Consider the following 24671-nt stretch of genomic DNA (forward strand, 5'->3'; position numbering starts at 1 on the left):
ACAGGCATTCGATTCGGTCACCAGAGAAATCGTCATGGATATCATAGACGACCGCTTCGGAGAATCATCAACGATAGTTTCCTCCCAGATACCCGTATCTGCATGGTATGACCTTATCGGAGAAGGCACCATAGCCGATGCAATATTGGACAGGCTGGTAAACTCATCCCATCGATTAGATCTGAAAGGAGAATCTTTAAGGAAAGGAATCTTGAAAAACGAATAAAAATTAACCTAATTTAAATGATCTTTCAAAGTGGCACGGTTTGACCGAAATGACTGGCATGGTCAGACCGAAATATCCAATCCATACATGGTGTTTTTTTTACTTCTCCCTGTTTACAGTTGTTGAAAGCTTGGCTAATTATTTGGAGTATGCCGCTCCCTGGAGAATGGGTATTATTTTTTGAGCACTTATAGTTAGTAAGGTCGTCCAGTGTAAATGATCCAATCTTTAAGATTGAGTCCAATGGATCTTCATCAAAAATAATGATCTCTTTTGAGGATTTACCTGACAGCGCTCTCTCGTGGGTTGTAAGAATGTTATCCTTCGTATTAGATCTTAGTAGTTTGTTTGATTTTAGATATTTTTTTGCCAACTCACAATCCGAGATATGATATTTATCCTTCTTGTTTGAAGCTATATCTCTGAGTGTGATAGTTGCCCCTTGAAAATCACCTCTATCGTATTTTTTTCTTAGCTCTTCATTAAGGGAGTGATTTTGAAATTGAGGAAGCTCCATTGAAGTTGAGGTTTCGCCAATCATTTGTGCTGATAATTCATCCTTTAATGCGTTGGTAGGACAAGCAATTAACACATCGTTTAGAGCTGTTAATTCCTTACTTTTTCCAAGTCCTGTGTGAGTTTTTAGTATGTAAATACCAGGGCCAGATTCATTTGACATGAACTTTTGGATAAATTCCTTTTGCTTTAGTTCTGCCTCTTCAATGGAAATTTTTTGTGGTGTAAATAAGGTTTTTATAAATCCTTTCTTACGCCTTGCTAATTTTGTTATGTCTCCCAGTTGATGATCTTCAGGGTATTTAGAAAACGACGACAAGCTTTCAGGAAAATACTTCATTTTATTGCAATATGGAATTGCCTGAAGGTTGTTTTGGGTATAATTTGTTTTACCTGCTTCATTATGAGCAAGCATGATGTCTTTCATAAATTTCATCCCTCCTTTAAACCAATGTAGGTTTGTAGCGAGGCCAAATATCTCTTTATGTCCTAACCATTCCCCATTAATAAAATCTGCCAAGATCTTTACTTTCGATTCAAGCCCTCTCCAATCCGGATTTTCAAAATTCTTGTTGATCATGAATTGTTCTAAAGCAATTTCATCGGGCGGAATGTGGTAAGACTTGGGCTTGGCTCCTTGCTTTTCCCGTGCCTTTAAAGACCTGTTAATTTTTCGATAATTTCCTTTACCATTTGCTAAGTGGTGTATATCTGTCCTTTGGTAAATGTCTTTGGTTGAGTGGAGTCTGTTATTTAGAATTCTGGACTCCTTGCCTCCAAGGAACATCCTTGACAGATCTTTACATCTTTCATCTGCCTCTGGAAAAATCTCTAAAAGATACTTGATGAAATTCTTAGCGCCCTCGGGTTCAGTTATACTGGTGGTTAAAATAAATACCAGTCTAAACTTTCTCAGTGCGGGTGTGTCGCTGAAGGTGTGGTAAATGATATTTGGAATTAGGTTTATCTCTTCGCAACGGCTTATGACAACTTCTGGTAAAATTCCAGTGTCGAAATCTAAACCAAAAACTTGCTGACTTTGCCAGTTTTTGGTTTTTCTTGAACCTGGCATTATTCCACCGGTCCAAGTCCATGAATAAGGTGGTGAAAGGAGTTTTGAAAATTCTTCAAGGGAATTCAATTCTTCTATTTCGAACTGATCATTCATTTCTGCCATTTGTGATTTGGTAGCCTTGACAGAGAAATTTTTCTTGTAAAATTGTAATTTAAACATGGTTCTTGTGATTTAATTTTTCCTGAATTTTCGAAAACAGGAAGTGGAAAGCAAGAGACCGGGGTGTGGATGTTGTTTGTTAAGTACGGTTTTTAAAGTGTGAGTTTTATGGTTAATCTACAGATAATCAATGGTGTGCGGAATAATTATCAAATAGTAAAAGAAGCGTAACTTGAAGAAAGTTTTTTGGTAACGCCTGGTCATAAAATGCCAATTTCTGAAAATCCTATAGTGGTATACTATAGGTTTTTCAAGAATTAGCACTTTTCTACCTGTTCCTTCAGGAGCTGCATTCCTTAGTGGAAGGTCGCTGAGGTGCTGCTTATTGATACTGGTGTATTAAAGTCCCGTCAACTTGAAGCTATGGACTCTTCAATTCCTTTCACTTTCTTTCTATTTCCTGATATACAGCACAAAAAATATTTTTAACATACTGTAAATCAAGTTTTTGGTGATTTTGGAAGTTTCGGTAAAAACTCCATAACGGAATGGTTTGGTGAGGTTGTTACTGAGATTGTGAATACTACATTTCTCAAGGACCGGTATTTATCAATCCTCTGGAAACATCCTTTTAAGCAAGAAACCTTTTTTCAGATGAGATATGCCATCTTATTAAAAGGAGTATTTGCCACGGGCTCAGTGGCTCTATCCTTTAATTTAGTGAGCTTCTTCATAAAGACATGGAGTATTTTAGATTTCGGTATGGGTATAATTTATTCGAAAACAGATATTATTTGGTAAAATATAATTTAAACAAATAAAAATTTAAAAAAATGTATAAATATTTGAAAATATTCTGATTATTGATCAAATTACTTCCTCAAACAAAAATAATTTCGCTATGAGATCAGGAAGCTTTTATTTCAATTATCAGTTCAATTCAAATTCAACCTTTGATCGTTCTGAAAGATATATCAACCAAGTCACTTTGATTCTTTACTTCTTGGATCATAGTGAAGGAGCCTCCGATGAACCTATCAAGATGGGAGAAGTAATTTTTGACAGGGTTTTTGCTGATTACATAATTGAAGATGAAAAGTTTACAGTCTTTGAGATTTTTGATGAGGATTCCGATTTCTATGCTACCGATGGATTCAAAATAACAAATGGGTATGAATACCATGAATCGCTCACCAAGAGGTGGACTGATTTAGGGCATCGGCGTAATAATTTCATTTACATTTATGATTTTTGGCTTAAGCCCGAATTTCGAGGTAAAAAAATAATGCTTAAGGCAATATTAGATCTGATAAATCAATTTCGACAAGGTATAGATCTTATTGTTATTTTGAACAAGCCATTAATATTAAGTGAAATTTTAAAGAGCCCAATAATTTTTCATTACAAAGATAAGATGCCAGAGAAAAAGTACAGTAAAGTTCTTTCAAAACAAAAAATGTCGAAATACTTGTGTGGTATTGGTTTTGAAAAGATTAGAGGATTCCGAGATCTCATGTTTCTTAATCCTAACGAATTTAATGACGAGGTTGATACGGAATATGAACTGGATAATCGAATCGAGATACCCTGAGATCATTTTGAGAATTTAAATCACAGATACTAATAGAAAAAAATTAGAGAAAAAAAAATTACACCCCCCGGCTTCATAGCCATGTCAACGTATACCCCCCCATGTTTTGGTTAGGAAAGTCCTTTCCGAATAGTCAAAACATAATGTAAATCGTTCATGGATTTAAAATTAGAAGAGCTCTATGATGAAGCAGCTCAATTGGGTGTTATCCTTTACAATTATTTTGGACCTGAGGATCCTCGTTTTCAGTTAGTTGAATGTCTTGTTAAAAGTAAAAGATCATTAAGTCAGAGAAAATGCAAGAAAAGGATTCTTAATGACTTGTGTCAGAAACTTGAGATTAATGGCCTTGAATTAAATCAAGAGCTAAAAGGGATTCTTTGTACTGTGGGATCAATAATCAAGGTTTCCGATAGGGTTGTTGAAGAGTCAGCCTTTGGTTTCGAAATGCCTGTCACCAGCGCTTTGATGTTAAAGAGAGAAAACGAAAAGGGTTTCTTTTTCATCAATCCAAAGGATAACGTTTGGGTGGAAAATACAGAGCTTATTCATGTGAAGGTTTTTCCTAAAGTCTTCCCAGGAAATTTCTTTCACATTAGCCAAAAGATGGTTAGAGTGACTTCCGTGGAATACCTGCTTCTATACTATATTTCAAAAGTTAACGGAGTTAGATTTTAAGAGAATGCCTCCCCAAACTGGTAAGGGAGGCATTTTTTTTAGCTTCTCAGTCTATCATTTACATCATAAAATCAAAGCATTTTAGCAATCGGCTTCTTTGGTTTCGATAGCGAGGATCTCCCATGAAGAATTGATATCGTACTGAGATTTCGTGGGCTCCTTTGGTCTGAACGCCAATATTGGACAGCATAAAATCATAGCTGTATCCTATGACCATTCCTGTGTCTAACTTAAGCCCTACCATGAGAATAATGGAGTCTTGGTTAGGCATCCCTCTAAGGCCGGGAATACCCCTATAGCTCATCCCTGTGATCAGTGATCGGTAGAGCAATTGGCTTCCGATATCAATTTGTCTAAATGGGCCCTGCTGTTTGTAATTGGCCATGATGGAAGCCGTATTGTCAAACTTGGAACCGAAATAGGTGTTGGCCCCTAAAGGAAAGTTCCAGCCTCCGTGAATACTCCACTTAATGGGAAGAAAGCCAAAATCATCATCAGGGAAAAAACTCAAACCAGGTTCGTTCACATGATGAAATGAAGAGCCTAACCAGAGGTATTCTGTCGTTAGCAAGCCTCCGAAAGAGATATCCAGATAATTGTAGGGTTCAAAGTCAGGGATTTGGTCAATACTCGTGGGATTAATACTCCGTGTAAACAGATCTACTTGGTCGCCAAAAACGATATTATCCAAAGCTGCACTTCTGCGGACAAAAGCAGCTTGAGTACCCATTCTGAAGTTTACTTTTTCGGATAATTTGAGATTATAAGCGTAAAAGAAAGAAACGTCCGATGTGACTATTTTGTAATTGGTTTCATGAAAGCTGTTTACAGCCACTCCAAAACCACTTCTTAGATCAAAGCTGTAGTGATCAAAATAGGCAGAATAGGAATTGAAGTCGTGGGCTAAACCCGGCCATTGCTTTCGATAATTCAGCCCTACCCGTGACAATTCTGTGCTTCCCGTCAGTGCCGGGTTAAGATAAAGAGGAGCAGCATAGAATTGGGAATAGTGGAAATCCTGAGCGTAACCCATTCCTACTGAAATGAAAACCAATAAGCAGAAAAGTAATTTTTTTAGTCTCATTTTAATAAAAGGAATAGGTCGGTTACAGTTTGGGTTCTCCCGTCCAAGGTTTTGAATCTGAGTTTGTAGACGTAGTTTCCTGGAGTTCCTATGGTGTTATTCACTTTTCCGTCCCAGCCTACAGCTGACAAGTCATCGGTATAATAAATAGTCTCTCCCCATTTGTTTAATACCCAAAATTCCAGAGACTCAATATTTATGAATCGGGGGAAGAAATAATCATTAATGCCATCCCCATTGGGAGTAAATGCATCTGGAATGACCAGGTAATAATCCAAAACACTCACCTCTTTGGTGATGGAAACGCTGCATCCAAAAATATCAGTAACGGTTAATGTTACTTCATAATCTCCCTCAGCGGCATATTTATGAATAGGATTTTCCTCAAAAGACTGATTTCCATCTCCAAAGTCCCAATGATATGCTGCAATTTGTCCGAAAGACCTGTTCCAAAATTGAATTTCAAAATTTACCAGATAAGAATTGTACTGATCAAAGGTGGCAGATTCAATTTCAGCTTCTGGGATTACTTCCAAATCCTTTACTTCAAATGACTGGGAGCTCGTACATCCATTTCCATCAAGGACATTGACATTATAAAGTCCAGGTTGATCAGTAGTCATGGTTCGTTGATCCGAAGAGATATTTCCTCCTGACCATGAAATGCTGTAAGGCGCCACTCCACCAGAAATCGTGATTTTGATTTCTTCAGAAATGGATCTGGGTTCACATTGGATATTGGTGTTTTGGAAGGCTGTAATGGCCAAGGTAGGAGGCCTTTTGACTTCAAAGACCTGATTTATGGTACAAGAGCTTGCATCACTTATTTCTACGGCATATTGGCCGGAGGTAATGCCAGTTAAAACCTCATCGGTCGATCCATTACTCCATTTAATCGAATAGGGGGGAGTTCCTCCCTTTATTCCAAGCCTGATTTCGCCGCTGGAGGTATTATCACAATCCAATGCGTCAGTTATTTGTGGTTCGATCTCAAGTAATGCAGGCTCTACAATATTGAACTCACTTCTTATTTCACAAGCTGTCTCATCTATGATAGTTACTCCATAGGTTCCTGAAGACAAATTAAAAAGCTGCTCCAGTTCTCTTCCATCATCCCATCTTATGGTGTAGGCACCTACTCCTCCTTGTAAATTGAGTTTGATGGATCCATCATTTTCTCCGAAACAAGATATTTGCCTTACATCAGGATCTACCCTAAATAGCGGAGCATCTTCAATCGTGATGGTTTGAGATCGAATACATCCACTTTGATCAGAAACTGTTAAGGTGTAGTCACCAGGACCAAGATTGTCAAATGAGCTTTGTGCCGAGCCAAAAGTCCACTGAATGGTATAAGGAGGAAAGCCACCGCTTACATTTAAATCCAATGACCCGTCGTTTGCACCGTAACAGCTAATGTCAGTTTTGGAGAAATCTATAAACAAAGCCGCATCAGGTTCAGTGATTGTAATGGACGGTGGAGTGAGCGTACATCCATTCACATCTCTGATGGTAGCTTGATATTCTCCTGCTGGGAGCAGGGATAGTATCGATCCGGATTTCGGAAAATCAACCCCGTCTTTCTTCCAAGATACTGTGTAAGGCTGAGCATTCACTCCGCCAGCAATGTCAAGCACTATTTCTCCGCTTTCATCACCTGCGCAAAGTACATCAGTTTTTGAAGCCAAAGTTGCAGTCAGTGGAGCGGGTTCATTTAGGGTATAGGTACGAGTTTCCACACAACCGAATTCATCCTTTATGGTAGCTGTGTAAGTTCCTGGAGCTAAGTTTTCTATCGATTCTGAGCTTGACGAAAAACCATTTGGACCAGTCCAATCGATATCATATTGACCATTGCCTCCGGAGATAGCCAGTTTTATACTTCCATCATTGGCTCCATGGCAACTGATCTGAAATCCATTGTAATCAGGGATTGTAGCCTGTATTGTTATATCAGGGTTTACTGTAATGGTATAGACTCTTGGTGTTCCTGAACAACTCCCCGCAGTATTTGTATTCACCAGTACTTCAAATCGGATTTCTATTGGAGCATTGGTCGGGTTTTCTAAAGTCATTGCAGGAATTTCGGGTCCTGTTCCTGAGGTACTGCTAAGTCCAGTAACTTGAGGGCTCGCTGTCCATGAAAAAGTGGCTCCGGTAACGTCTGAGCTTAGGGTTACTGCCTGAGAGGTACTTCCTGTGCAAAGTATTTGATCAGGTACTGAAAAATTAATGGAAGGAGAAGGGGCCACTTTAACCAGAAGCTCAAAAGGATCACCTGTACAATCTCCTAACTTAGGTGTAATGAGGTATCGTACTGCTTGAAGTTGATTGCTGGTGTTAACCAGTTGCTGGGAAATAGCACTGGATGGGGTTGAACTTTCAGAAGCCCCTTGAATTTCGTTGGGTGAAGTTTCATCCCATGTAAACGTAGTGCCGGTAATAAATCCATTGGGTTGAAAATTGAAACTTTCACCACTGCAAATCTCCAATTCTTCGTTTTGATAATCAGGGATTGGGTTTACTTTGATGATATATTGAACAGGGACTACCGCACAGTTTCCCTGTGAGGCATTGCTGATTTCAGCAGTATAGATTACTTCAATTGGGGTACTGCCCGTATTCACCAAAGTTTGAGCAGGAATAGTATTACTGCCATTTGCATCAGCTCCAGTGACTCCGTTAGCCTGTGCAGTCCACGTAATGGTTTCCCCCGCTGGGTTTGAAGTGATGGTAACGGGAAGCGTCGATTCTCCCGAACAAATCTCTTGGTTAGGCTGATCAAAAGAAATCGTTGGAGCAGGTGTGACCGTTACCTGAATTTCATCGACTTCCTGGCATCCGGTATCCGTATCTGTGACGGTGGCAGTGTAAACTGTGGTGATGCTTGGTTTTACAGTTGGGGTAAAAGTGCCTTGATCTGTAATTGCTGAAGGAGGATTAGCAGACCACTGTACGGTGTAATTACCGCTACCTCCATTTGCTGTAGCACTCAGTTGGATTTCCTCGCCATTACAGATTTCTGTATCTGGCCCAGCATCTAAAGTGGGAGATTCGGCAATAGTGAATGTTTTTTCACTTACCGTTATGCCACATGCTGTAGTCACCTTTAAAGTGATTTTTTTCGCTCCCGTTGAAGTGAATTCGATTTCTCCCGGCACTTGTTCCGTAGACGTCGCCGGAACTCCATCTTCAAAGGTCCAAAGGTAGGAGGGGGTGCTTTGATCACATAATCGAATGTCGGCTGTAGGACTTATTGTAGAACTTCCACATCCTGCAGGAAGGTTTTGAATTTCCACAAGAGGTGGTGCCGAGACGGTAATAACTTGTGACTCCCGATAAACTCCGCAACTTGAATTGATTGCAAGTTGGAGGGTGTAAGATCCGGGGCTAAGAAATTCAAATTCTGGATTTTCTGAAGAAGCGTCTGTTCCATTAATGAAATTCCAATCTGGGCCGTTCCCACAATTGCCCTGATTGTAGGAGATAGACCAGTTGAATAAGCTGGAAGTATTTCCACAAGCTCCAAGAATATTGGAAGTGTTCGTGACTTGAATTTCGCCTGATTCACAAAGCTCGGTGGCACTAAGGTCAAATGATGCGTCTGGGGTAGGGATGATACAGATCGTTTCTGTTTCCTCCTGAATACCACATCGGTTACCAGTGATAAGCTTTACCGTATACGTGCCTGGTTGAGTGAAGCGTGGCACTAAGTTTTCACTTCCTGAAGTCCAAGAATTGGGAGAAGTTGGATTAGGTCGACTCCCAAGTGAACTTCCACTCTGCAAGGTCCAACCTGTAGCCGGTTCTATCTCCCAAACAAACCTTTTGGTTTCGCTACAAACTCCATTGTTTCCAACTTCTACATTAAAATTGGTAAGATTTCTAATCTGAATAGATTCATTGACACAGACCACATCTTGTGGAATACTAATTAGTGGTATTGGGGGTTCTGAGACATAAATGGGAACGACGGAAGCTTGTGAAACCGCGCAGGGATTGGTGGCTACAATTTTTACTGAAAAAGAATTGTCAAATCCATCTGAAGTTGTTCCACAGGAAGTTTTGGTAAACGTGTGAGAAACAGTAGCAGGGGGAGGATGATTAAATTCCTGTGGGGTAGATCCGTCTGAAAATGTTACGGTATATACGGTTCCGTCAGGATTGTTTTCGGTACCAGAAATCGGGAAGGTAAGCATCTCGCCTACACAAACGTTCGTATTTCCCGGGTTTCCTAAGCCCACAGCAGGGTTTGATCCTACGAATACACCATAATCTCTGGAAATATTACATCCATTCTGAGAAGTTACCGAATAGGTGATCTTATAAATACCCACCGAATAGGTATGGCTTAAACTCGTCCAATTTGCCCCGCTAAAAGCAGCGCTTCCATCTCCCCAATCTATTTCGTAAAGTGTATTATTTTCATTGGTAGCTGCAGCATTGTAGAAGGTGAACTCAGAGGGTTCGTTTTCACAAATGATGTAATACTGTAATCCATCAAATGTGGTGTCATCTTGATCACTTGAAACCATTAAAGAAGGGATTTCTTTTACGGTAACTGTTTTTTCTATGGAAACGTCATTCTCATCTGAGTCAGTTACAGTCAGTTTTACTTCGAAATCTCTTGTACCTCCTCCTATAGCACTCGAAAAGGTATAAGTTGGATTTTCTTGAGTGGAAGTATTACCGTCGCCAAAGTCCCATTGATAAGTTAATCCTGTTCCTGTAGATTGGTTGGTAAACTGAACTGACTGATCAGCACATTCATTGTTTGGAGTAAAAGTAAAATCAGCGACTGGATCATTCGTGCGACTTCCTGATAAGGGGAAAGAGGCTTTGAATCTACTTATCCAAGCCGAATTGGCAATGGAGATACTTGATGCCAAAACCAAAAAAAGGAGTATTATTTTAAAGAATTTATTCATCTTATTCTTTCAGATTTTGAAAAACCGAGGTAGATAAATAGGGGAGGGTCCTCTTGAAAGAGTAGATAGATTTGGTGTTCTTTTTGGTCTTTGAAAGTATCTGAAAAAAGCATAGGTCAATAATTAAATTCTGGATCACAAAAGTTTATCCTCTATTTCTTCAGGTCGGATTGAAACTGATCGAAAATGAAAATTAAATTTTGAGGAGGTTAAAGTATAGGCTTTATCTCAAATTTACAAGAGGTAATCATCTTGAAGTAAGGTTTTAGACAATTGGTGTCATTAATCTAATTCTGGCTATTTTCTCAATTAACTTGATGATATCATATGGGAAGGGAATTGGATAATTCTTGCCGGTATGGTCAAATTTTGAAAAAAGTTAACCTTTTGACAGATATTGATTTTAGTATTTGAAATATAATACTATTTTTATTTGAGTTTTTAGTTATAGACTTTTACTAATGCAAGCATTTGAAGTTCATAGACAAATCGTCAACGATTATAAGGAGTACCTGAAAAGTTTTAATATTATTCAGGACCCCAGAATCAATAAGGTGGTAGATGAGGCTTTTAGAACTACATCCTATATTCCAGAGCCATTAATTCAATTTAATCCATCATATAAAAAGGCGGCTACTCTGGAAAGTCTGGTAATGGAAGGTGTTTTACAGCCCAAAATGAATAGGGTATTCAAAGGGTATCAACTTTTTACCCATCAAGAAGAAGCTATACGATTAGGTACTTCAGGGTCCTCTTTTATAGTCACATCTGGTACGGGTTCAGGAAAGTCTTTGACTTTTTTGGGGACAATCTTTAATGAATTATTTAAAAACCATGGTACAAAGGGAATCAAGGCGATTTTGGTTTACCCTATGAATGCTCTGATCAACTCTCAATTCAAAGAGATTCAGAAATTTCAAGAAAATTATGGTAGTGATTTCCCAATTACTTTTCGGAAGTATACGGGCCAAGAGTCTCAAGATGAACGCGAAAGCGCAGAAGCAGAGATGCCTGATATCTTATTGACTAATTATATGATGCTTGAACTTCTCTTAACCAGGGGAAAGGAAAAAGCCATCAGGGAATCCATTGCAGCAAATTTGCAATTTTTGGTTTTTGACGAATTGCATACCTATCGTGGCAGACAAGGAGCCGATGTTTCCATGTTGATCAGAAGGCTTAAATCTCTTTGCCATCAAAAAATATTATCAATCGGGACTTCAGCTACAATGGCTTCAGGAGAAGGTGTTTTCGATGAGAAGGAAGTTGTTGCCAAAGTAGCTACTGAAATATTCGGGGAAAAATTCGAAAAGAATCAAATAATAGGAGAAACTCTTGAGACGGTTACTAACCCTAAAGCTAAAGAGCCTGGAGCATTTGAGCTTCAGGAAGTGATGATCAAAAAAATTGATAAAGAGGGATCTGAAGAATCGTTTAAAAATCATCCATTAGCGATTTGGTTAGAAAGAAAAATAGCACTGGATTTTGATGAAAGTGGTCTGATTAAAAGGGCTAAGCCATTAGAATTGAGCAATATAATTTCAAGATTGAATGAAGCTGCTCAGTTAGAGGATCAAGAAAAATGCGAAAAGTATCTAATCAGATTCTTTGAGTGGTCAGAGGAATTGAATAAGAAAAATGCTGCGAAAAGATTATCCTTTCTTCCTTTCAAAATCCATCAATTCATATCTCAGACCGGTAATGTTTACGTCACCTTAGACGATAGAATGTCAAGAGTAATTACTCTGGAAGATGGAAGATATACCGAAGAAGGTGATCAAGGGCGTTTTATTTTTCCTGTTTTGTTTAGCCGTTATTCTGGGCATGATTTCATTTGCGTTAAAAAGAACATTCAAGATGGAAGACTTATGCCTCGAGAGCCTGATGATCTTCCCGATAGAATCACCAAGGAAGAACTAAAAGGAAGTAATTCTGAAAATAAGTCAAGGAGAAAACTTACAGAAAATGATTTTGAATCAGGCTACCTACTGCTACCAGAAAATGGAGAGGATATTTGGTTAGAGGAAATGATAGATTCTCTCCCCGAAACATGGTGGAAAGAAAAGAGAGGTCAAATTGTAGTTGACAATTATTACGAGTTCAGGATACCTCAAAAAATTTACTTCAATAGCTCAGGTAGATTCTCCACCCAAAAGGAAAATGACTTGGATCAATATGGATGGTTCATTGCTGCGCCATTATTTATTGATCCGACATGTGGCGTCATTTATGACCCAAGAACAAAGGAAAATACCAAGTTGATGAAAGTGGGTAATGTGGGAAGAAGTACTGCCACCACTATTGCTACTTTTAGTATTTTGAAAGCACAGTTTGAGCAAAAGACACCTTTTGAAGATCAAAAGGTTATGAGCTTTACTGATAACAGGCAAGATGCTTCTCTCCAAACCGGTCACTTTAATGACTTTTTGATGATTGGAAGACTAAGGTCTTCCATCTATCGAGCACTCAAAAACGCTCATGACAACAGTCTTACTATAGATACTATTTCAGATGAGGTTTTTAAAACACTCGGACTCCAAGAAGATCATTACGCAAAAAATCCAAGTGATCCTGATTGGCCAGATGAAGAGAATGAAAAAGCCCTAAAAGATTACTTAAAGGTTAGGATTCTTTATGACCTGAGAAGAGGTTGGAGGTATAATACCCCTAATCTGGAACAGTGTGCCCTTTTAGATATCGATTACAAAAAGTTGCAGGATTTTGCTGCAAAGGAAAGTATGTTCGAAAAGGATGACTTACTTAGTAAGCTGGAAGTTGAAGTACGGAGGAACGTGCTTCTTCATGTACTGAATTACTTTCGGACTGCTTTTGCTTTTGATTATTATTTGTTTGACGATGGCAATCGCACAGCTTTGGAAGAACGACTGAAGCAGCGGCTCGATCCAGAAAAAGAATGGTCACTTGAAGCAGATGAACGTTTGGAAAGAACTCCATTTCTGGTTGTAGAAAGACCTGGTAGGACAAGGAAAGGGATTTACCTTGAGAGTATTGGGGCTACAAGTAATCTTGGAAAGTATATCAAAAGACTTTTTATAAGACATGGGTTAGACCCCATCAAAGGAAAAGCGCTTGCAGAATATATCAATTCGCTTTGCCTAACTCTGAAAAGAGGGAATTTCTTATCCTTACAAGAGATTGATGGAGACAAAGCTAAAGTAAATGGTTTCAGGCTTCGGGGAGAGATGGTGGTTTGGAAATTGGGTGACGGTAAGTCTGTTCTTACAGATGAAGTTAGAATCAATACTACAGGTGACGGACTTGAGATCAAGCCTAATCATTATTTTAAGAAATTCTATCAACAGGATTTTAGAGATTTCGATAAATTCTTTAGAGCCAGCGAACATACGGGACAGGTGGCTTCCCGAGATAGAATCGAAAGGGAGGAAGAATTCAGGAAAGGTAATATCTCTGCGTTGTATTGTTCTCCTACCATGGAGTTGGGGATTGATATTGCCAACCTAAGTATTGTCCACATGCGAAATGTGCCACCTAATCCAGCTAACTACGCACAAAGAAGTGGTCGGGCAGGCAGAAGCGGGCAAACTGCGCTTGTATTTACCTACTGTTCAAGTAAATCTCCTCATGATAGGCATTACTTTAAAAACTCAATTCAAATGGTTGCAGGAGCTGTAAATGCTCCAAGAATAGACCTTTTGAATGAAGAGTTAATTGCATCTCATTTGAATGCATTTATTTTTATGAATCTTGGATTGAGCAATATTCAATCTTCAGTTAAGGATTTTATCAATATAGAGGACCTGAAAGAATTGGCTTTATTTCAAAAAATTCAGGTCTTTATAGAAGATCAAAAAACTAACTATAGGCATTTTTGGATTTCAGGCTTTAAAAAAGTGATTGTCGATAAATTCCCTAAGCTTGAAGAAACGGAATGGTTTACGGACGATTGGATGATTGGCAAGTGTGATAGTTTTCTAAAAAATCTTGACAATAGCTTTGACAGATGGAGAACGCTCTTTCGAAATGCTGCTAACCTAATAGAAAAAGGTACGGCGATCATCAAGGATCCCACCTACAGCTCTGATAGTAGTCAGGCAAGAGAAGCAAAACGAATGGTTGCAATCGGGCACAGACAAAGGGACCTTCTTCTAAACGTATCCAAAAGAGATGGTACCAATGAATCCGAGTTTTATGTGTATCGATACTTGGCAGCAGAAGGATTCCTTCCTGGCTATAATTTCACAAGACTTCCTGTCAGAGCATTTATTGGCAAAAGAAGCAAAGATGATGGTACCTTCATTTCAAGGCCTCGTTTCATAGCCCTTCGTGAATTTGGTCCAGGAAACTTGATCTACCACAATGGGGGGAAATTCAGAGTGACAAGAATGCAGCTTTCAGATGCAGATGCAAAAACAGAATCACTCAAAATATCTACAAAAACTGGTTACGCTTGGCTTGGCGAAGCCGGAAAGTCGGTTAATAATGATCCTATTACCCATGAGCCATTAAAAGGTCAATCCAATGCAATGGTGTATAAAAACATTATGGAATTGGTAGAAACCGATACCTGGCCCCAAGAGAGAATTTCGTCTGAAGAAGAAGAACGAATGTCCTCCGGCTATGAGATGGAGCAATATTTTAATTATCCTAAAGGTATCGAACACACCAAACAAGCTGTCCTAAGTGCTTCAGGTCATCCTTTGATGAATCTTACTTATTGTCCTGCTTCAACTCTCATTCAGGTAAACAAAAAATGGAAATCTTCCAAAGGTGAAGATGCAGGGTTTATTATTGGCAAGGTTTCCGGCAAGTGGCTTAAACAGTCTGAGCTTGAGAATCAGGATCGGGAAAATGATCCTGCTATGACAGTACATTTGTTTACAACTGATACTGCAGACAGTCTTTACATGCAGCCTATCAAGGCGCTCGAATTAGATGAGAATGGTGTTATTTCATTAACATATGCTTTGAAACGAGCGATAGAACAAGTTTTTCAGATAGAGGAGTCAGAAGTGGGGATCTGGTTTATGGGGCCTGAAGATTCCAGAAATATCTTGATTTATGAGTCTGCAGAAGGAAGCCTGGGTATCCTATCCCAGTTGGTTAGAAATCCCGAAAAGCTTAGAGAGATCTTTGAAGAAGCATATAGGCAAATGCATTTTGATCCCGAATCTAAGCAAGATTTGGCTCCTGAAAAGCCGAAAGCGAGTTATGATGACTTGCTGTCCTATTATAATCAACGTTTTCATGACAAATTAGACCGATTTAAAATAAAAAGTGCTTTAGAATTATTGATGATCTGTGAGGTAGACAATACAGGAGCAGGAAATAGTGGCCATTTTGATAGAGAAAACCATTATCAAGAGTTATTGTCAAAGTACGACACCAACTCCACCATGGAGAAGAAACTGATTGAATATTGCTACAAGAATAATCTTATCCTTCCTGATAAGGCTCAGGTCAATCTGAACAAGGTCTTGGGATTTTATATCAGTGCAGATTTTGTTTTTCTCAATAAAGATAAAAGTATCAAAGCTGTGATGTTCTGTGATGGATCGGTTCACGACCGAAATGAAGTGAGAGAGGATGATTCTCACAAGAGGGGAATTTTAAGAGATAATGGGGTGGATGTAATTGAATGGTATTACAGAGAACCTGTAGAAGAACTGGTCAATAGAAGAAAAGACATTTTTAGAAAAGCATGATTGTAAAAGAAAAACCATCTCCCGGAAAACTCATCTCTCTAAGAGGAAGAGAATGGGTAGTTCTGCCCTCCGATGATATTGATATTCTGAAAGTAAAACCTTTGGGAGGATCTGATGATGAGGCCACAGGAATCTATTTGCCTTTACAAATTCAGGAGGATAATTGGAAGGAAGCCAAATTTCCTGAGCCAAAAACTAATGACCTTGGAGATTTTGAAACAGCCAAACTCCTTTTCGAAGCTTCAAGACTTTCATTCCGAAATGCCAGTGGTCCATTCAGGGCTATGGGAAAATTGTCATTTAGACCAAGATCATATCAAATAGTACCATTGGTAATGGCTCTAAAACAAGATATTGTAAGGCTCTTGATTGCAGATGATGTAGGAATTGGAAAAACTGTTGAAGCTTTAATCATCCTAAGGGAAATGATTGAAAGAGCTGAAGTCAAAAGGTTTGCTGTGGTCTGCCAACCACATTTATGTGAACAATGGCAAAAGGAGTTGAAAGATAAGCTGGATATAGATGCCGAAATAATCCGAAGTAGTACCGTGTCTTCCTTAGAAAGAAGACTTCCAGGATCTGAGAGCTTGTTTAAAGCATTACCTTACCAAGTTATTTCTATCGATTATATCAAAAATGATCGAAGAAAACCCATCTTCTTAAATGACTGCCCGGAGTTCGTGATCGTAGATGAAGCGCACACTGCGACTATGCCGGCTTCTGCCAAATCTCCTTCCCAGCAACAGCGGTACCATTTACTTCATGATCTTGCAAAAATAGCCAATCGACACCTCCTTTTGTTGACAGCTACTCCACACAGTGGAAAGGATGAAGAATTTCAATCACTTCTTGGACTTCTTAAGCCTGAGTTCGGATCCCTAACTATGGAATCTATGGGACCAAAAAACAGAGAAGCCATCGCCAAACACTTTATTCAGAGAAAAAGAGAAAATATCAAAAAGTGGCTTTCTGAGGAGACCCCATTTCCCGATAGAGACACAAAGGAAGTAGCCTATAAACTTTCATCAGATTACCGGGATTTCTTCAGAGACGCTCAGGCATTTGCCAGAGGACTAACACAGGGAGCAGAAAAAAATAAAGGCCTAAAAGGAAAGTATTGGGCAGCCTTGGCTTTGTTGAGAGGAATCATGTCATCACCAGCAGCAGGGCTTGAAATGCTAAAGGGCCGAATCCAAAGATCTCAAGCTGAAGATCCCGTTGACTATGAAGAGAACCCGGTTATCGAAAGATTGGAAGAAGACACAGATTCTACGCAAATAGAGCTTCTTGATCAAGCTGGTCTGGGAGAAAGTGAGTTGGAAATTTTAAAAAGTCTCGCCTCTGATCTGGAAAATCTTGCTACCATCAATCAGGATTATAAAGTCAGTGAAGCAGTCAAGCACATTAAGCAATGGATTAAAGATGGTTATCATCCCATTATATTTTGTAAATACATTTCTACAGCAAAATATGTGGCCGATGTTTTAAAAAAGCAATTGCCAAAATCAATAGAAATTCAGGCCATTACCTCGGAACTCCCGGATGAACAGCGGAAAGAAAAAATTAAGGTAATGGGAGAATCCGAAAAGCGTGTACTCGTGGCTACTGATTGTTTGAGTGAGGGGATCAATTTGCAGGATCATTTTAATGCAGTACTGCATTATGATCTACCATGGAATCCAAACCGACTGGAGCAGCGTGAAGGCCGGGTGGATCGGTACGGTCAGCCAAGTGAGACAGTCAGAACCTGGTTGCTGTGGGGAGAGGATAATCCGATTGATGCGATTGTCTTGAAGGTCTTGATTCGGAAAGTAAGGGATATCCAAAAGTCCACTGGTGTAAGTATTAGCCTTGGAGAGGATAATCGTTCGATCATGGATGCAGTACTTAATGAAGTACTTTTGGATCCCCAGAAAGCACTTCAGGCAAGCCAGTCTTCGATTGATTTTGGAAGTGATTATAATCAATCCATTATTTCAAGTGAGCTTGAAGCCGCAAAAGAAAAAGCAAAAAACCTTCGTAGCATTTTTGCTCATATGTCAGTCCCTCAAAGTGAAATTGAGGATGATCTAAAGGCTGTAGATGAGGCCATAGGAGACATCAAATCGGTTGGGACTTTAGTCCTTAATGGAATTGTACATTTGAAGGGGTCATATGAGAAACAGGAAAAAGGGTATAAAATTTTTATCCAGAATCTTCCTCCCCATATCCGGGAGACACTGGGTTCAAAAAACAGTTACCTGATTAGTTTTCACTCCCCTACTCCGGAAGGATTTACCTACATTGGTAGAAACCACAAATTCACTGAGCAGCTGTGTCAATTCCTGCTATCTCTTGCCTTTGAGCCAAAGGCTGATTTTGATCAAGTGGCAAGAGCTTCTGTGATTCAATCCGATAGCGTCACCATTCAGACCACCATTATACAGTTCCGAGTTAGAAATGTCATTAAAGAGGTACAGAGCAAAGTCGAAAACATTTCAGAGGAAATGTACCTCTGGGGCTTTGAAGGTAATGCATTGAATGGAAACATCTTGGACTATCAAGCCTGTAAATCCTTGTTGTTTGAGGCTGAAAGTAGCCAAAATCTAAGCCCAGAAAGACAACAGGATGTCTTCGATAACCAAATGGTGCTCTTTCAAAACAAAATCAAGGAGTTCACAGATCTTGCCGAAGAAAGAGCAGTGAAATTGGTAGAAGCGCATGGTCGATTCAAGAGCTTGGTAGGTGGCAAACGTTATGAGGCAGTGCATCCGATTTTACCTCCGGATATATTGGGAGTCTATGTATTCCTACCTCAACTTAAGAAAATCACATTAGATTAATGGGAATGGTTTTTAAAAACAAAAATTTATGATTGAAAGAATAGAAGCTTTCTTTAATTCGATTCAACAAAACCCAATTGAATTATATAATGAAGCTGGACTGCAATATGAGCTTGCTATTTTTCTGAGGAATAACTACCCTGATTTGAATGTGAAGTTGGAGTTTCCCGTATCCAGAATTTTTCAAAACCAAACCCAGTTTTTGAAAAAGGAGATGGATCTATTTATCACTTCGGCAGATGGATTAAGGTATGTGGTTGAATTGAAGGCACCTTTAGGCAACAGTGGTGTTCCTAATGCTATGTACAAGGCATTGGAGGATGTGAAATTTTTGGAACAGCTTTCTGATGCACGAATTGATGGTGGATTTTCAATTTTAGCAACACCAGCACCTGCTTTTTGGAATGCACCTCGTGTAAATGGAATGCTTTATCAAATGTTCAACGGAGATACAGTAAATTTTGAGGAAACCCACATTGAGCAATTACCTGCCTTTTTACAAAGCAAAGGAAGAATTGATTTGAATAATTATCATGAAGCACCGTGGCAGACATTAACCGCTTTAGAAGGGACTCTTTGGAAATATTACATCATTACAGTTTAAGGCCAAATTCGAAGATCATTTTTCAGATTAGAATGTAAAGCAGAATTGAAAAACAACACAAAATGACACAGATCATACAACAACTTGGTAAAGACCTGAAGGAAGACCTGAAAAAAGCCCGAGAGATTTGGGTGGCTGTTGCGATGGTTTCCAATAAAGGTTTGGAGTTTCTGACCAAGGCAGCGACAGATGCTAAAGTGAACATCGTTGTTGGGGTTGATTTACCTACTCCAACAGATGTTTTACAGGAGCTTTTTAGACTCGAAAAGACTTCCAACACTTGGAAGGTTTGGTTGAAAGATAAAGGCTATTTCCATCCAAAAGTTTACATCGTCAAGTTTTCTAATGGGAAATATGCTGCCTATGTCGGCTCTGGAAATCTTACAGGAGGAGGATTACAAGAGCACCACGAAGTAGCAGTTCGTACTACTGACCAAAAAGCCTGCGCTACATTGATTAACATTTTTCATGAATACTGTAAACCTGGAGAAAGTATTAAACTGACTCCCGAATGGTTGGAAGAGTATAAGGCCAATTTCGTTTTGAAATCGGATTGGATTAGAAAAAGTGAGAGCCAAAATGAGGAGTTAAAAACTTCTGCACGTGAGTTGGCAAAAGCCTCTATGGATAAAGAAAAGGACTTCATCAAGGAATTGAAGAAGTTTCGCAAGTCAGCCCAATATGAGGAGCGAAGAAAAACCAGACTGAAGGCAGTGAAGGAAATCAAACAGAGTTTGGATTATGATAATGATTTCAAGAATCCTGATCTTAACTACTTTTTCTCTATTGATCCTCTCGGGAAATTGAGAGAAATCAACAAAAGTCATATCATAGAAAAGCTTAAGGATTTCAGAAAAACATTGCGAATGCTTGTTGATGAATCTATAGACCTCGCAGAACGATACCAAAGTGCAGTCGTCAAAGGAGGGGATTATAAAATTGAAGGGGCAGCCCAAGCGTTGATTTCTAAAGTCCTTACTGCGCATGATCCGCATCAATATTTTGTGGCTAACTCAAGATCTGATCTGGTTTTTAAAGAATTCGGAATCAGACTTCCAAAAGGTCTTGATGAAGGCCAAAAATATAAGGTAATGGCAAGTTTCCTCAGGGAGGCCTGTGACCAAGCCAATATCAAAAACTTTGCGGTTTTGGATGACTTCATCTATGACTTAAGTGAGAGATTTAAAGACTAACCTTTAAAATGACCTTCCCCAGCATAACCATACAAGGCAATATCCTCAGTACAGAAATCCTGGACAAAATCTCCAAGGAAGAGATCGAGTTTCAGCGTAGTCTGGACTTTGGTCTGAAGAAAGAAACCAAAGTACGCGATGAAATCGGACTGGCCTATGCCATTGCAAGAGGCTATTGGAACAGCTTCCGACTCAAGCTGGAGCGGCTGACCGAAACCGAAGCAGCCACTACCGAGACCCGTAATCTCTGGATGATTCCCTTCCTGACCGAACTCGGCTATACCGTCGAAAAGGCTAATCAGGAAGTCATCAATGGGAAAACTTATGCTATAACGCACCGTGCTCAGAATCTCGGTCGGTTCCCCATTCATATCGTGGGCTTTCGGCAGGACTTGGATAAGAAGGATGACTTTACACTCACGCGGATTTCTTCCCATGGACTGGTACAGGAATACCTCAACGTTACCGATGACCACCTCTATGCGCTGATCACGAATGGGAAGTTTCTACGAATCCTGCGTGACTCCTCCCGACTGGCCAAGCTGGCTTATGTGGAGTTCAACTTGGAGAAGATCTTCGAAGAGGATTTGTTCTCCGATTTTGCCATCCTGTATCGCTTGCTGCATGCTTCCCGAATGCCTCAGCAAGTGGGTGAAGGGGAAAAGTCCATCATGGAGCAGTACCATCAAATCTCCGTGGAGAGTGGCAACCGCATCCGTGAAAATCTTCGGATGGAAGTCAAAAACTCCCTAAACCTCCTTGGTTCGGGATTCCTAAATAATCGACTGAATCCGGAATTTGTGCAGGCTGTCTTGGCCGGAAAGATCGAATCCAAACCTTATTTCGATACCCTGCTTCGGACGATCTACCGACTCCTTTTCCTGATTGTGGCAGAGGAACGCAAACTCATTTTCCCCGAAGAGCAACGAAATTCCAAAAACCGGAAAATCTACTTCGAATACTACAGCATCGAGCGGCTGCGCCAATTGGCCATGAAGCGTCAGTTTGTCGAGAAGGACAAGCACGATCTCTGGGAAGGGCTTAAGACTACTTTTAAGCTCTTCGAATCTAATGGATATGGTAAACCTCTCGGGATAGAACCTCTGGGAGGAGACCTTTTCAGCGAGACTGCTTTTTCCTTTCAGGGCTATTCCCTGCACGAACTCCGCCTGACCAATCAGGATCTGCTGCAAGTTATAGCCAATCTTACCCTTACCCGGAATGCCTCCGGTTCACTCTCCCGAGTCAATTACAGCGACTTGGATGTAGAGGAACTTGGGTCGGTCTATGAGGGCTTGCTGGAGCTCCATCCATTGTTCTATACCGAAAGCGCCAAGCCAAGCTTTGGCTTTACCGAGGGATCGGAGCGCAAGCTGACGGGTAGCTACTACACCCGACATGACTTGGTTGCCCAGCTGATCAAGACTTCCCTGATTCCTCTGATCGAGGAGCGGCTCCAAGGGAAAAATACCTCAAAGGAGAAAGAAGCCGCGATCCTCTCTATCAAAGTCTGTGATCCGGCTACAGGTTCGGGACATTTTCTGCTGGCAGCAGCAAGGGTCTTGGCTTATTACTTGGCAGTGGCCCGATCAAGAGAAGAAAACCCCGGGGAAAAGTGGATGGCCGAAGCCAAGCGAGACGTGATCCAAAAGTGTATCTATGGGGTCGACCTCAATCCTGCTGCAGTCGAACTTTGCCGCCTCTCACTGTGGATAGAGGGCCACAATTCCGGCAAGCCACTGAGTTTTTTGGAGCATAAAATTAAAAATGGAAATGCACTGGTAGGTGTGGACTCCTTAGAGCTGATCAAAGGAGGCATTCCTGATGGTGCTTTCAAGGAGACTACTGGCGACGAGAAAGAGGTGGTTAAAATTCAAAAGAAAGTCAACTCAGATTTTCGAAAGAAAAAGCAGTTTTCCCTCTTTATGGGGCGTACAAATTTTGAGGAGGATATCCATCGCTTTGCCGAGAGCAACCGCGCCATCGATGCCATTCGCGGGGACTCGCTTTCTGAGGTGGAGCAGCAGAAGAAACGCTACGAAGCTTCCCGTGCCAACCAAGGCTGGATGAAGACCCTCACTGCATGCAATCTCTATACCTACGCTTTTTTCCAACCCTATTCATCAGATCAGCGGGCCTTTGTCAATTCCGAGTTTCTGGCCCAATACCTCCAAAGCGCAGGTAGTCTGAATGCCCAACTGGAAGCCAAAGCCTTTGGCCAAAGCGTGGAATCCAAGTTTTTCCATTGGGTATTAGAATTTCCGGAAGTGACTGAAAAAGGAGGTTTCGATCTGATTTTAGCCAATCCACCATGGGAGCGGATCAAGCTGCAGGAAAAGGAATTCTTTATGGAAAAAGATCCTGAGGTAGCCAATGCGGCCAATGCAGCAGCCCGGAAAAAAGCCATCCAAAAGCTTCAGGCAAGCAATCCTAAACTCTGGGAAGACTACCTTCAGGCACTGCACGAATCCGAGTCTTCCTCCAAGTTTGTTCGGGAAAGTGGCCGCTTCCCCTTGGCAGGAAGAGGAGATGTTAATACCTATTCGGTATTTTCTGAGCTGATCGAGAAGTCGATCAATGACAAAGGTGCGGCAGGATTTATTGTTCCTACAGGGATCGCCACGGACGATACCAACAAGTTCTATTTTGCCGACTTGATCGAAAAAGGACGCTTAGCTTCCCTGTTTGATTTTGAAAACAAGAAAGCCATTTTCGCCAATGTTCATCGCAGCTATAAATTCAGCCTGATCACCTTGGGTCCGAAACAAAAGGGTCGGGAATCCACCTTTGGCTTTTTTATGCACGATGTGCTGGATATACTCGACCGGGAGCGAGTATTTACCTTGGGGCAGCGGGACTTTCTCAATATCAACCCCAATACCAAGACGACCCCAATCTTCCGTACCCGCAAGGATTCAGAACTCACAGCCAAAATATACAACCGTGTTCCTGTCATGGTACAAGACTTAAAGAATCAAAATCGATGGAAGGTTTTTTATATGCGATTGGTTGATCTTGGTGATCACAAAGACTCTGTAAGATTTAGCGACACTACGCAGTTTAGATCTAATCGCCTATACGAATCAAAAATGATATGGCAATATGACCATAGATATTCCACATTTGATATTAAAGATTTGGAGTCTTTGCAATCGGGTAGAACTGTCGAAGTAGAGTTGAATTCAAAACAATCTCCTGATTATTATTCTATTCCGAGGTATTTGGTTGATTTAGATCTTGTTGATAATTTGTTTAGTAAATACCCTGAATACAAAAAAAACTGGATTATAACTTGGAGAGATATATCAAATTCAACCAATGAGCGCACAACTATTTCAACTATAATTCCCAAGAACGTAACCTCAAGGACGTCTCCTGGAATTGGTTTCCAAGGCCATTTTCCTGTAATTTTAGTGTTAAATTTTAATTCTTTAATTTTTGATTATCTGGCCAGGCAAAAAATAGGAGGAGTCCATCTAAATTGGACGCTCTTAAAACAACTTCCAGTATTTCCTGAGGAACTTTATTCTCAAGAAAACCTTATCAAAATTATACCCAACGCATTTGAATTAATATACTGTTCATGGGATATAAAAGCCTTTGCAGATGACCATTGGAACGAAGCTAATTTAGACCTTAAAAAAGCCATTCGATCCCAATGGGAGGAAAACCAAACTGTAACAGGCGGACATAGTTGGAAATTACCTGAGTGGAAAGATGCCTCTCCTGAAATCGCTTGGGAAAAAGAAAAGGGCTGTCCCCTTCCTCCCTTCAAATGGGATGAGGCCCGCAGGGCGAGATTGAAGGCCGAATTGGACGCCTACTTCGCGCTGCTTTATGGCTTGGAGCGGGACGAACTGCGCTACATCCTCGATCCACAGGATGTATATGGAGAGGACTTCCCCGGAGAGACTTTCCGCGTCCTTAAGGAAAAAGACATCCGCAAGTACGGAGAATACCGCACCCGCAGGTTGGTCTTAGAAGCCTATGATTGCCTCCGACCCGATTGGGATATGGAAGCGCATCTACAGCGACTGCAGGAGATTTGGGAGGAGTGTCAGGAGGATTTGACTCCAACCCAATCCCTTAAAGTCAATGAACCCCGAGCAAGCTATGGTAAGAAAAAGGCAGGAAAAGACTTGGGGATGAAGGGATTGTTTGATTGAGATAT

The 24671-nt window shown here is 40.4% G+C and carries 11 protein-coding genes; 8 read left to right on the forward strand and 3 right to left on the reverse strand.

Going from position 1 to position 24671, the window contains the following annotated elements:
• Positions 1-226: ATP-binding protein (locus BLQ57_RS13160; protein ID WP_175444673.1), on the forward strand; the 226-nt coding region annotated here is incomplete at its 5' end.
• 25 nt (positions 227-251) lie between these two features.
• Here the strand turns inward: BLQ57_RS13160 and BLQ57_RS13165 are convergent.
• Positions 252-1976 carry a hypothetical protein gene (locus tag BLQ57_RS13165; RefSeq protein WP_087939972.1) on the reverse strand — a complete coding sequence of 575 codons (1725 nt, stop codon included), beginning with the start codon at positions 1974-1976 and terminating at the stop codon, positions 252-254.
• 841 nt (positions 1977-2817) lie between these two features.
• On the opposite strand from BLQ57_RS13165, the gene BLQ57_RS13170 reads away from it, so the two are divergent.
• Together BLQ57_RS13170 and BLQ57_RS13175 are read left to right on the forward strand one after the other, a co-directional pair.
• Entirely contained in the window at positions 2818-3507 is a 690-nt protein-coding gene (locus BLQ57_RS13170; protein WP_087939973.1) for a hypothetical protein, read from the forward strand.
• A gap of 156 nt (positions 3508-3663) precedes the next feature.
• On the forward strand, positions 3664-4185 hold the full coding sequence (locus tag BLQ57_RS13175; RefSeq protein ID WP_087939974.1) for a hypothetical protein: 522 nt from the start codon (positions 3664-3666) through the stop codon (positions 4183-4185).
• 58 nt (positions 4186-4243) lie between these two features.
• On the opposite strand, the gene BLQ57_RS13180 is transcribed toward BLQ57_RS13175, so the two are convergent.
• Both BLQ57_RS13180 and BLQ57_RS13185 read right to left on the reverse strand, forming a co-directional pair.
• Positions 4244-5269 carry a PorP/SprF family type IX secretion system membrane protein gene (locus BLQ57_RS13180; RefSeq protein ID WP_087939975.1) on the reverse strand — a complete coding sequence of 342 codons (1026 nt, stop codon included), beginning with the start codon at positions 5267-5269 and terminating at the stop codon, positions 4244-4246.
• Entirely contained in the window at positions 5266-10197 is a 4932-nt protein-coding gene (locus BLQ57_RS13185; protein ID WP_087939976.1) for a PKD domain-containing protein, read from the reverse strand. The genes BLQ57_RS13180 and BLQ57_RS13185 overlap by 4 nt, the downstream gene beginning before the upstream one ends.
• Before the next feature lie 461 nt (positions 10198-10658).
• Between BLQ57_RS13185 and BLQ57_RS21725 the strand changes: the two genes are divergently transcribed.
• The 5 genes from BLQ57_RS21725 (at position 10659) to BLQ57_RS13210 (ending at position 24666) form a co-directional block, all read left to right on the forward strand.
• Positions 10659-15881: a DEAD/DEAH box helicase gene (locus BLQ57_RS21725; protein WP_087939977.1), complete on the forward strand. Its 5223-nt coding sequence runs from the start codon at positions 10659-10661 to the stop codon at positions 15879-15881.
• A complete protein-coding gene (locus tag BLQ57_RS13195) occupies positions 15878-18703 on the forward strand; it encodes a helicase-related protein (RefSeq protein ID WP_087939978.1) in 2826 nt (941 codons plus the stop codon). Before BLQ57_RS21725 ends, BLQ57_RS13195 begins: the two co-directional genes overlap by 4 nt.
• Before the next feature lie 28 nt (positions 18704-18731).
• Positions 18732-19307, forward strand: a complete 576-nt coding sequence (locus BLQ57_RS13200) for a hypothetical protein (protein ID WP_087939979.1) — start codon at positions 18732-18734, stop codon at positions 19305-19307.
• 62 nt (positions 19308-19369) lie between these two features.
• On the forward strand, positions 19370-20500 hold the full coding sequence (locus BLQ57_RS13205) for a phospholipase D-like domain-containing protein (RefSeq protein ID WP_087939980.1): 1131 nt from the start codon (positions 19370-19372) through the stop codon (positions 20498-20500).
• Between the two features lie 8 nt (positions 20501-20508).
• Positions 20509-24666, forward strand: coding sequence for an Eco57I restriction-modification methylase domain-containing protein (locus BLQ57_RS13210; RefSeq protein WP_087939981.1), 4158 nt, complete (start codon positions 20509-20511; stop codon positions 24664-24666).
• Positions 24667-24671 lie beyond the last annotated feature (5 nt).

Origin of the sequence: Algoriphagus faecimaris (assembly GCF_900101705.1) — a bacterium.
GTDB lineage: Bacteria > Bacteroidota > Bacteroidia > Cytophagales > Cyclobacteriaceae > Algoriphagus > Algoriphagus faecimaris.